Source organism: Sivoneniella epilithica UHCC 1019 (assembly GCF_040830845.1).
In the GTDB taxonomy this organism is placed as follows: Bacteria; Cyanobacteriota; Cyanobacteriia; order Leptolyngbyales; family Leptolyngbyaceae; genus ULC077BIN1.
The window spans coordinates 11,021-19,282 of the sequence record NZ_JBFPDP010000072.1 but is presented as its reverse complement, the minus strand read 5'-3'; the positions used below and the strand labels follow the sequence as shown (position 1 = coordinate 19,282).

Below are 8,262 nucleotides of genomic sequence, written 5' to 3'. Positions count from 1 at the left end.
GGCAATTTACGACTCAAGATGCCCGCATCAAACTCAAGCGTCTCTATCCATCAATTCTTTCTTGACAGACTACTAGTCCGCAGCCCAAATTGCCATCTTCTACTGCATTACCAGCAGCAAAATTGGTTCGACCGCAAGCATCCTCAAGTGTTAAGCCTGCATCAACCCACAAAGCAAAGCGAACCAGCACAACTCTTAAGCAGGTAACCCACCGGGTTAATTTAAACAGCGCTTCTCAAGCAGAACTTGAAACCTTGCCAGGAGTAGGACCAGGCTTAGCAAAGCGGATTATTGCAGCCCGTCAGCAAAAGCGATTTACCTCTTTGGCAGACGTTGATCAAGTTTCTGGCGTAGGTCCCAAACTGCTTCAGAAGCTAAAAGACAAAATTATCTGGTAGCTTAACTAAGTCTTTTTAGCCATAAATTGCTTTTAACCTCAATGCGATCGGTAAATTGTTTCTGGATGCAAAGGTCATGGCACTGAGTTTAGAGTGAGCCGAAGGAAATTGCTTTGACTTTGGCTGAGTCCAGCGGGTGCCCCCTCCAACCCGCCGACTGGGTACTCCATCCTTTCCAGCAAAGGATGGCTCAGCCGTTGAAAAAAGTATGGCTAATAAGGACAGCCCAATAGTAAGATGACGCATAGATTTAGTAGTAGATGCAGGATTGATGATCTGTCATACCTAAGATGTCAGTAATCTTAGGATCTATGCCAGCGTTAAATCACCGAACTCAAGTCTTGAAAATCTTAACAATGCCCTGGAATACGGTAGGATTAACCCGTAAAAGTACCAGCTACTTTACATTCGCAGAAAATTTATAGAAAATTCATGTGACCTAGCTTAATTTGATTTGTGATTAAGAATACAAAACTTTTTGAGTTCTATAAGTTAACTAAATTTTGAGCAAAAAGGTGTAGCTTTAAACATGCGTGATATTCGAGCAGAACTAGCTGAAATACTTGATGAGGCAGAATGGGATTGGCTGGCTCCTCATGCTCGTCGCGATTTGGTGATTTTAGTTGCTTTAGGACTTGACTTAGTTGAGGTGGGCACCGCGATCGCGACCGATGATACTCTCCAGATTCAGCGCTGGATTGATGAGGCATTGATTCAAAAGCCTTCTCCTGCACAATTAAGCATTTGGAATCAAAATCAATCCAAACGATTTCAAGCTTTAATTGTGCAACCTTATGTATTGGTTCAAGAAACTGCCTAACACCTTAAAAATTGGAATACGACTCAAAACCACGATCTTCGCGGAATTACCTAACCTAATGCTACGTTTTTTACTGCCTTACCAATGTAATTAATTGATGTATCATCATTAATTAAAATTTTAGGAATGCCTGTTTTTCGATAGTCTAAATAACTAAATAAGTTAAGTCGTAGGGCTTCGCTAAACAAGTCAAATCCTTTAATGTCTATGTCCCTAAAACCATTTTTAGTTAGCAATTTTGTGAGTTCTTCTGGCGTGATGAATTTATTCCAATCATGAACACCTTTTTGAATTTCTCTTAAGATATTTTCCATGATCCAAATCATGACTAACCGTGATTTAAAGTTGCGATTGATAGTATCAAAGAAGAAAGTCCCATTCGGTTTTAGAATTCTAAAGACTTCCAATAAAACACGAGGAACGCTTTCTACATGTTCCAACACATCTACGCTAATTACTACATCAAAGCTGTTGTCGGCGTAGGGCATGGCTTCTGCAATACCGCAACGGTAGTCGATCGCAAAGCCACTTTTAACTGCATGGGCTTTGGCAGCCGTAATACATTTTTGGGATTGATCAATTCCCGATACAGATACTCCTCGCGCTGCCATAAACTCACAGGAAAAACCACCGCCACAGCCTACATCTAGCGCTTGCAAACCTTGCCAATTTGAAATGTGGCGATCGAAAAACTCAAATCGGGGTTTATTTAAGTGGTACAACGCATAGATTTTAGTATCCTCATTCCACCAATTATCCGCATTGCGATCGTAGAACTCCAAATCATTTTTTTGGGTGATTGCCATGTCAGTCCTAAACTAGTTCAATACTCAAGCGTTATTAAGTTCTGCTTGAATCAAACCACAAAATTTTACGTTTTCAAAGTAAGTTGTTTTTCAATTGCATCACAGGCAACTTTTTCACCCATTTCTAGCTGCACTATCGTGCCAATACTCTCTGCTTTGGCGGCATAGGCTGGCTGCTGTAGCAAAATGCTGAGTTCTTGAACTGCCTGATGCGTCGTGTAGCGATCGCGGGGAATTGTGCGAGATATACCCAGTCGTTCCACCCGTGCCGCATTATCCGGTTGATCATGGCTGTAGGGAACTACGACGGTTGGATGTCCTGATCGCAATGCCTGTGCCGTTGTGCCCACTCCGCCTTGATGGACGATCGCGCAGGCGTGCGGAAAAATTTTAGAGTAGGGCGCATAATCTACCGCCTTTATGGTGTCTGGCAACTCTGGCGGAGGTGGATTATTGCCAATTAGCATCACTGCTCGTCGCTTGAGTTGTTGGGCTACTTCCAAGCTCACCCGATAGAAATCGCCCGGATCGTGAACAGCCGCAGACCCCAATGTAAAGATAATGGGCGGATCTCCAGCCGCTAAAAACTGTTCCAGTTCGGGGGATAAATTGGCAGATTGATTAGTGCGATCGTAAAAGGTAAAGCCCGTAATCACGGTGCTGGGTGCCCAATCAGCTTGAGGAGCCGCCAAAACGGGCGAAAACAATGCCAGCACTAGGTAAGGCGAAAATTTTGCTTGAAAGATGGGATTTCCACTGGGTGGTAAGCCTATTTCTTGCCGAAGCTGATGCAGAGGGGCAGACCAACTGCGAGTCATCCACTGACCCAATGTGACGATCGCTTGGTTGGGTAATAAGCCCATAGAACGCAGGATTTCCAAGCCTGAAAACCCTGGAAATACCGGCGGATCATACACCGAGCAAAACGAAGCAGGAGACAACACCCCCAGCGCCCACTTAAGTCCTAGCTTTTCGGCAACCAACCGACCCGCATAAACCACTTCCCCGACAATCAGAAAATCTGCCCCTTGCGACGCTTCTAGTAGATCGGTGTAGGTGTCGCGAATGTTGGCAAAAATGTAGTCACGCAGCAGTCGCTCTGTGCCTCGGCGCGTATCCATCATCAACGCCAACATTTGTGGATCGTCTGGAGAAATATAGTCTGGTCGGAGGCGATGAAATTCAAATCCCAAAAATTCAATTCTTTCGCAATATTGTTTAGAGGTGACAAATATGACCTGATGACCGCGATCGCGCAGTTCTAACCCTAATGCAATCTTAGGATGTAGATCGCCCAAAGATCCAATAGTTGCTAGTACAATCCGACTCATTGTCCCTCCTAAACTTGCATCACGGCTCAACTGCTATTTTAGTTTGACTCTCGTGATATCTTCCCTGTGCTGCATTCCAGAATCACCCGAATCGGTCGGACTTTTGCCTTAAACAAACGATGAGGGATTGGATGCAATTCGTGAAACGTTAGCGAAACGACAGGAGTTACCACTTGTAACTTTTTCTACCTTATTTTTTCCACAAACTATTAGAGTGTGTTTTATGTCACTGGGCTATCCCATTCTCATGAAACCTGATATCGTTCGCTATTGGCTTGCTGGAAGCGTTGTATTCAGCCTGTTCGTTTCCAGTTCGGCGGTGGCTCAAATCATTCCAGATGCCACCCTGCCTGTGAATTCCCTAGTTACATCGGGCTGCACTGTTTGCACGATTGACGGTGGGACGGTGCGCGGCGCAAACCTCTTCCATAGTTTCAAGGAGTTTTCCATTCCTACGGGTGGTGCTGCTTGGTTCAACAATGCGGCGGCGATTCAAACGATATTGACGCGAGTCACGGGCAACTCAATCTCCACGATTGATGGGTTGATTCGTACCAACGGTATCGCAAATCTATTTTTGCTGAATCCGAATGGCATTCTTTTTGGCGCAAATGCTCGTCTAAATGTGGCGGGTTCTTTTGTGGCAACCACTGCTAGTAGTTTTCAGTTTCCCGATGGCAGCGAGTTTAGCGCAATTAATCCCCAAGCTCCGCCATTGTTGGCAATCAACATCACTCCAGGGTTGCAGTATGGCACCAGTCGTCCTAGTGCCGCGATCGCCACTCGTGGCAATTTAACAGCAGGGCAAGATTTGACCCTGGTTGCTGACACGTTAGACCTGCAAGGACAGTTGCAAGCCGGAAAAAATCTGACCCTGCAAGCTCAAAACACTGTGCAGATTAGAGATAGCTCCACCCTGCCTTTTGTGGCTTCATCGGGAGGAGATTTGCTGGTTCAAGGCAACAACACCGTTGATATTTTTGCTTTGAATCATGCTAACAGCGGCTTTTTTGCCGGAAAAGATTTAGTGCTGCGATCGCCCAACATCATTGGCGATGCCCACTATACCAGCGGCGGCAATGTTCGGATCGAGCAATTAGATTCTAGCCCCGGCTCTTGGTATAGCCCCAACGATCCGATTATTCGCGCTAGTGGCGATGTCAGCTTTGACAGCTACACTGGCGCATCTCTCCACATTTTTGCTGGAGGCTCAGTCACCGCCAACAGAATTACGATTAACGCCACGGATGCAGTCAACTTTATCAATGAAACGGTTACCCTTTCCAATGGGACACCGCTTCCCATTAATGGCAGTAGCCGCGCCACTCTAGATGTTCGCGCCGGAACCACAGCCTTTGGTATTCCTGGAGCAAGTGCAGGCGGCATATTTTTGCCAACTACTCCAGCAACAATTGGGTCTGGCACCAGCGCTAATATTGCGATCGCCACGATTATCAACACCGCGCAGCCGAGATCACTGGTGTATCTGACCAACCAATATCAGCCAAATGCGCTGACTGGTAACATTACCGTGGGCGCGATTAGCACAAACAATAACAGCGCAGCCGGAGGTGGCTCCGTGGTGATAGACGGTCGTAATGCCGTCACTGTCAATGGCAGAATCAATACTTCATCCGGTGCAGGCAACGGTGGCACTGTCACGCTACTTGCCAATGGCGACCTTGCCGTCAACACTCCCAATACCGCAAACCCGCCTGTTTTTGGAGCTTCTATTTTTACGGCGGGTCAGTTGGGCGGCAGCATTACGCTCAAGAGCAACGCCACGATCGCGCTAACGGGTACAGGCGATCGCCGTCTCTTTCCGATCAATAGCACCAGCACCACCAACATCTCAGGCGGAAAAGGCGGCGACATTGAGATCACTGGACGAGTGGTGACCTTAAATCGATCTGGAACGGTGACAGCGGCGACGAATGGCAGAGCAAATTCAGGGGATGTCAGAATTACGGCAACGGAAGCGATCGCGCTCAATAGTAGTGAAGCTAGCACGCTAGTGTTTGCGCCAGCACGGGGAAGGGGCGGCAATCTCACCATCACCACGCCCTCGCTTTCCCTCAACAATCGGGGTCAGATCATTGCGGGGACTCTAGGCAGTGGCAACACGGGAGATATTCTCATTAATGCCGATTTGATTTCACTAGATAACCTCAGCCAAATGGGAACTAACGTTCAACTGCCTGCTCCGGGGCAACTGCCTGCCACTGGGAATGCAGGTGATTTCACCATTAATACCCGCTCTTTATCTGCAAACAATGCCTCGACGATATTTACCAGCACATTTGCACGCGGTAATGCAGGCAACTTAACGATCGCGGCTCAAGAGTCCATTCTACTAGATGGGGCAAGCCGCACTCTGACCACTGTAGAAGCGGGTGCGATCGGGAGGGGTGGCAACACCACCATTACCACTGGAAGCTTAACCGCACTCAACGGCTCTCAAATTAGAACGACTACTCGCGGTCCTCAAAGCGCAGGCAATGTCACCATCAGCGCTGATCGGATTTGGTTTGACGGAGTAGGAAGTAATGTCGGACAACCCAGTGGTATTACTAGTGAGGTGATATCTGATAGAACAACCACAGGCAGCGGCACGGGCAGCGGTGGCAACATTGACATTCAAACGCGATCGCTCTCATTCACCAATGGCGCTCGAATTAATGCCAGCACCCAAAGCACCAGTCCCATTCCTGGACAAGGAAAAGCAGGCAACCTCACGATTACAGGCGCAGATTCCATCTCTTTAACCGGCGACAATACTGGTTTTTTGGCACTGACTGACGACGGTTCAACTGGCGATGCTGGCAAGATCACCCTAGAATCCCCAACTTTAACCATTCAAGCGGGCGCTCGTATTTCGGTCGATAGTCGAGGCAGTGGACGGGGCGGAGACATCCAGATTCAAGCAAACCGCATTACTCTAGATGACCGAGGCGTTATCTCGGCTGATACTGCTAGCACGAATGGCGGGAACATCAATCTTCAAGTGCAGGATATTTTATTGCTGCGTCGGGGCAGCCGCATTTCGACGAATGCAGGCACAGCTTTGGCAGGAGGGGACGGCGGCAACATTACCATTAATGCACCAAACGGTTTTCTAATTGCCGTGTCGAATGAAAACAGCGACATTGCAGCGAATGCCTTTCAAGGGCGTGGCGGGAGAGTTCAAATTAACGCTCAAGGCATCTTTGGAATTCAGGTGCGATCGCAGTTAACGCCAAAAAGCGACATTACTGCTAGCTCCACCTTTGGGATCAATGGAGTCGTAGAAATTAAAACACCAGACGTAGATCCTAGTAAGAGTCTCACCGCACTGTCATCAGGATTGATCGATAGCGCCTCCCTTGTGAGCCAAAGTTGTAGTGGCAGCAGCACCGCTCGTAAACAAGGTGAATTTATTATCACAGGACGAGGCGGTTTACCTGCCCCACCTAGTGCCGCCTTCGATGGGCAACCTGTGTGGCAAGATCTCCGCGCTTTCACACTGCAAACTGGGCGCGCTCCGGCAGAACCCTCAAAAATAGCCCCCCCATCAAAAGCGATTATAGAAGCACAAGGCTGGGTTGTTTCTCAAGATGGACAGGTAGAGTTGATTGCCCAAGCTCCGAATACAATGGCTCATCAATCTTGGCTGCCCCAAATAGATTGCAAGGATGAAGTCAATGGCAAATCAGCGATCGCAGAATAGTAAAGTGCTGCTTTACTTAAGCTTGATATCTCTTCTACAACTAAATCCTCTCTAGCCTTAGATAGGCGCATCTTATGACGCTTTTTCGACGGGTTATATGTAAGAAATAATTGTAATTTTTCTTTGAAGTTTCCGTGTAAATACTGCCTTTTTCTGAGGTGTTGATTATTCTTTGATGAGCAGCTGTGATGAGTAATAGATTTCAGACAGAAAAAGCTTCAAAAGAAGCAACTGAGCCAGCCTGGTGTTCTAGGTAATTAGCATCTTAAGAGTGTAATTACTGCATCCAAATATTTTCTGACTAGCAACGTTTGTTGCGTGAAATAGGGTCATGCCTTAGTAAAAATCATTTCTGTCAATGCCGTTTGGTCTTGGTTCCCGTAACAGTGCCTAATTCATCGTCTAATTCATTCAGTTAAACATCTTGTAGGAGATCTCCCGATGACCATGATGAAAAAGCTTTCACTCACCATTGCTGGTACGATCGCGCTGTCTACTAGCAGCCTTGACCCTGCCAGTGCAGTGGTATTTAAGCTTTCAGGAACCACAGGCAGTGCCCAAAATCCTGAATACTCTCACTTCTATCCTGAATATCAAAATGCCAGATACGAAGGCTTTTTCATAATTCCTGACGATGCACCGGATCTTGACCCCAGCCACAAAGTGGGTCTATTTGAAATTCAAGAGTTCACCATTAAGCTTTTCAACGATCACTTCCCAACCTTTAAAGCTCTATTTACTCAGGGTTCTACTAAAGCTTTCTTTCGCCAAGATGATACGGATATTTTCTTTCCCGATTTTGAAATTGGCAACACCTCTCAAAATGACCCCACCCTAGGATCATTGTTTTTAAGCTTCAATGGCATTGTTGAAAGCCCTAATATTTTGCCAACCTTTGGTCCGATTACCGGGCATTTTGCATCGGATCGCTCATTTCTAAAAGTTGGAGATTCTGAATCAGCGCCTGACATGATGATCTCGGTGACTAGTACTAGCGTGGAGGCAGTTCCTGAACCAACAACCATGGTGGGAGCGGCAGTATTTGGTTTGGGGATGCTACTGAAGAAGCGAACCCAGAAGCAGTAAGCAAAAATCGCATCTTTAACCTCCAATACTTTATGGCATATACGAAGTCATTTGACTGTAGGGGTAGGTCTTGTGCCTACCCTGACGGAGATGAAGGGCAACCACAAGGGATTGC

Annotated in this window: 7 protein-coding genes; 4 read left to right on the top strand and 3 right to left on the bottom strand. The window is 46.9% G+C overall.

The annotated features are described in order from the left end of the window. Positions 1 to 89 precede the first annotated feature (89 nt). On the top strand, positions 90 to 398 hold the full coding sequence (locus AB3R30_RS24960) for a ComEA family DNA-binding protein (RefSeq protein WP_458651917.1): 309 nt from the start codon (positions 90 to 92) through the stop codon (positions 396 to 398). Between the two features lie 15 nt (positions 399 to 413). Here the strand turns inward: AB3R30_RS24960 and AB3R30_RS24955 are convergent, their stop codons facing one another. Then, the gene (locus AB3R30_RS24955; RefSeq protein ID WP_458651916.1) at positions 414 to 644 is read right to left on the bottom strand and encodes a hypothetical protein; all 231 of its coding nucleotides are present in this window, start codon (positions 642 to 644) and stop codon (positions 414 to 416) included. 283 nt (positions 645 to 927) lie between these two features. Between AB3R30_RS24955 and AB3R30_RS24950 the strand changes: the two genes are divergently transcribed. Further along, positions 928 to 1,218, top strand: coding sequence for a DUF2288 domain-containing protein (locus AB3R30_RS24950; RefSeq protein WP_458651915.1), 291 nt, complete (start codon positions 928 to 930; stop codon positions 1,216 to 1,218). A 50-nt stretch (positions 1,219 to 1,268) separates the two neighbouring features. Here AB3R30_RS24950 and ubiG read toward each other — a convergent pair whose 3' ends face one another. Together ubiG and AB3R30_RS24940 are read right to left on the bottom strand one after the other, a co-directional pair. Further along, a complete protein-coding gene (ubiG, locus tag AB3R30_RS24945; protein ID WP_458651914.1) occupies positions 1,269 to 2,024 on the bottom strand; it encodes a bifunctional 2-polyprenyl-6-hydroxyphenol methylase/3-demethylubiquinol 3-O-methyltransferase UbiG in 756 nt (251 codons plus the stop codon). A 65-nt stretch (positions 2,025 to 2,089) separates the two neighbouring features. Further along, the gene (locus AB3R30_RS24940; RefSeq protein ID WP_458651913.1) at positions 2,090 to 3,355 is read right to left on the bottom strand and encodes a glycosyltransferase; all 1,266 of its coding nucleotides are present in this window, start codon (positions 3,353 to 3,355) and stop codon (positions 2,090 to 2,092) included. Positions 3,356 to 3,578: 223 nt separating this feature from the next. On the opposite strand from AB3R30_RS24940, the gene AB3R30_RS24935 reads away from it, so the two are divergent. Together AB3R30_RS24935 and AB3R30_RS24930 are read left to right on the top strand one after the other, a co-directional pair. Further along, entirely contained in the window at positions 3,579 to 7,061 is a 3,483-nt protein-coding gene (locus AB3R30_RS24935) for a two-partner secretion domain-containing protein (RefSeq protein ID WP_458651912.1), read from the top strand. 441 nt (positions 7,062 to 7,502) lie between these two features. Then, positions 7,503 to 8,147: a PEP-CTERM sorting domain-containing protein gene (locus tag AB3R30_RS24930; protein WP_458651911.1), complete on the top strand. Its 645-nt coding sequence runs from the start codon at positions 7,503 to 7,505 to the stop codon at positions 8,145 to 8,147. The last annotated feature ends 115 nt before the right edge of the window (positions 8,148 to 8,262 follow it).

Bases quoted from the DNA above. Each gene is read 5' to 3' on its own strand.
- AB3R30_RS24955 (WP_458651916.1), bottom strand. From the start codon at position 644: ATGCGTCATCTTACTATTGGGCTGTCCTTATTAGCCATACTTTTTTCA.
- AB3R30_RS24950 (WP_458651915.1), top strand. From the start codon at position 928: ATGCGTGATATTCGAGCAGAACTAGCTGAAATACTTGATGAGGCAGAA.
- ubiG (WP_458651914.1), bottom strand. From the start codon at position 2,024: ATGGCAATCACCCAAAAAAATGATTTGGAGTTCTACGATCGCAATGCG.
- AB3R30_RS24940 (WP_458651913.1), bottom strand. From the start codon at position 3,355: ATGAGTCGGATTGTACTAGCAACTATTGGATCTTTGGGCGATCTACAT.
- AB3R30_RS24935 (WP_458651912.1), top strand. From the start codon at position 3,579: ATGTCACTGGGCTATCCCATTCTCATGAAACCTGATATCGTTCGCTAT.
- AB3R30_RS24930 (WP_458651911.1), top strand. From the start codon at position 7,503: ATGACCATGATGAAAAAGCTTTCACTCACCATTGCTGGTACGATCGCG.